The following is a 2,616-nucleotide window of genomic DNA, read 5'->3' as shown; positions in this document are numbered from 1 at the left end:
AGGGCTTTGACGACGATGGAGTGGGTGTCGTTCTTGAAGTAGCGGCGGGCTGCTGCGCGGGTGTCGGAGAAGCCGAAGCCGTCTGCGCCGAGGGTGGCGTATTCGTTCGGGATGAACTGCCGGATCTGGTCGGGGACTGCTTTCATGTAGTCGGAGACGGCGACGACGGGGCCGGTGGCGCCTTCGAGCTGCTGGGTGACGAACGGGACCCGGGCGGGTTGTTCGGGGTTGAGGAAGGCTTCTTCCTCGGCGTCGAGGCCGTCGCGGCGCAGTTCGTTCCAGGAGGTGACGGACCAGACGTCGGCGGACACTGACCAGTCTTCGGCGAGGATGCGCTGGGCTTCAAGGGCCCAGGGCACGGACACACCGGAGGCCAGGAGCTGGGTGCGCGGGCCGTCGATCTTCGCCGGTGCCAGCAGGTAGATGCCCTTGATGACGCCTTCGACGTCGAGTTCCTCGGGTTCTGCGGGCTGGACGATCGGTTCGTTGTACACGGTGAGGTAGTACATCAGGTTCCGGTCTGTGGAGTCCGGGCCGTACATGCGTTCCAGGCCATCACGGATGATGTGGCCCATTTCGTAGCCGTACGCGGGGTCGTAGGTGACCACGGCGGGGTTGGTGGAGGCCAGCAGCGGGGAGTGGCCGTCGGCGTGCTGGAGGCCTTCGCCGGTGAGGGTGGTCCGTCCGGCGGTGGCGCCGATGATGAAGCCGCGGGTCATTTGGTCCGCTGCTGCCCAGAAGGCGTCGCCGGTGCGCTGGAAGCCGAACATGGAGTAGAACACGTAGACCGGGACCAGGGGCACGCCGTGGGTGGCGTAGGCGGTGCCGGCGGCGGTGAACGCTGCCACGGCGCCGGCTTCGTTGATGCCGGGGTGGATCAGCTGCCCGGCGGGGGATTCCTTGTAGGCCAGGACGAGGTCGCGGTCCACGGAGAGGTAGTTCTGGCCTCCCGGGTTGTAGATCTTTGCCGTCGGGAAGAACGCATCCATGCCGAACGTCCGTGATTCATCGGGCACGATGGGCACAATCCTGTGCCCGAAGTTCTTGTCGCGGAGCAGGTCCTTGAGCAGGCGCACGAACGCCATGGTGGTGGCCGCCTGCTGCTTGCCCGAACCGCGCTTTGCCACCTCGTAGGACTTCTCCTCCGGGAGGGTGATCTCGGCGTGCTTGGACCGGCGCTCGGGAACCGAGCCGCCGAGGGCGGCGCGGCGTTCCATCATGTACTTGATTTCCGGCGCGTCGGTGCCCGGGTGGTAGTAGGGCGGACGGTACGGGTCCTTGTCCAGCTGTTCATCGGTGATGGGGATCCGCAGGTGGTCGCGGAACTTCTTCAGGTCATCCAGGGTGAGCTTCTTCATCTGGTGGGTCGCGTTGCGTCCCTCGAAGTGCGGTCCGAGTCCGTAGCCTTTGACGGTTTTGGCGAGGATGACGGTGGGTTTGCCGGTGAACTCGGTGGCGGCTTTGTAGGCGGCGTAGACCTTGCGGTAGTCGTGGCCGCCGCGTTTGAGGTTCCAGATCTGGTCATCGGTGAGGTCCGCGACGAGGTCTTTGGTGGCGGGGTCCTTGCCGAAGAAGTGTTCGCGGACGAACCCGCCGGATTCGGCCTTGTAGGTCTGGTAGTCCCCGTCGGGGGTTTCGTTCATGATCTTGACCAGCGCACCGTGGGTGTCGCGGGTGAGCAGGTCATCCCATTCCCGGCCCCAGACGACCTTGATCACGTTCCAGCCCGCGCCGCGGAAGAACGCTTCGAGTTCCTGCATGATCTTGCCGTTGCCGCGCACCGGACCGTCCAGGCGCTGCAGGTTGCAGTTGATCACGAAGTTCAGGTTGTCCAGGTTCTCGTTCGCGGCGAGCTGGAGCAGGCCGCGGGATTCGGGCTCGTCCATTTCCCCGTCACCCAAAAACGCCCAGACCTGCTGGTCGGAGGTGTCTTTCAGGCCCCGGTTGTGCAGGTACCGGTTGGACTGGGCCTGGTAGATCGCGTTCATCGGCCCGATGCCCATGGACACCGTGGGGAACTCCCAGAACCGGGGCATCAACCGTGGGTGCGGGTAGGAGGAGAGGGCATGGCCCTCACGGGACTTTTCCTGCCGGAACCCGTCCAGGTCCTCCTCCGTGAGGCGGCCTTCCATGAAGGCACGGGCGTACATGCCCGGGGAGGCGTGGCCCTGGAAGAAGACCTGGTCCCCGCCGCCGGGGTGGTCCTTGCCGCGGAAGAAGTGGTTGAACCCGACCTCGTACAGGGTCGCCGCGCCGGCGTAGGTGGAGATGTGCCCGCCCACGGCGATGTCCGGCCGCTGCGCCCGGTGCACCATCACCGCAGCGTTCCAGCGCATGTACGCCCGGTACCGGCGCTCGTACTCCTCGTTGCCCGGGAACTGTGCTTCCTGGTCCACCGGGATCGTGTTCACGTAATCGGTGGTGGTCACCATCGGCACCCCGACGCTCTGCGCGCCCGCGCGCTGCAGCAGGCTCCGCATGATGTATTGGGCACGCTCGGTACCCTGTTCCCTGATCAACGCATCCAGGGACTCAACCCACTCGGCAGTCTCTTCCGGATCACGATCAGGCAGCTGGTTAGTCAACCCGCTGAGGATATGGGAGGTATCTTCTCCT

Annotated in this window: 1 protein-coding gene; it reads right to left on the bottom strand. The window is 65.3% G+C overall.

Annotation, left to right across the window (positions count from 1 at the left end; all coding sequences use genetic code 11):
- The coding region (gene aceE, locus FDW83_RS18835; protein WP_240721067.1) for a pyruvate dehydrogenase (acetyl-transferring), homodimeric type at positions 1 to 2,616 on the bottom strand (2,616 nt) is incomplete at both ends.

Origin of the sequence: Pseudarthrobacter sp. NamE2, from assembly GCF_005796205.1 — a bacterium.
In the GTDB taxonomy this organism is placed as follows: Bacteria; Actinomycetota; Actinomycetes; order Actinomycetales; family Micrococcaceae; genus Arthrobacter.
This window is presented reverse-complemented; position numbering and strand designations above follow the sequence as displayed.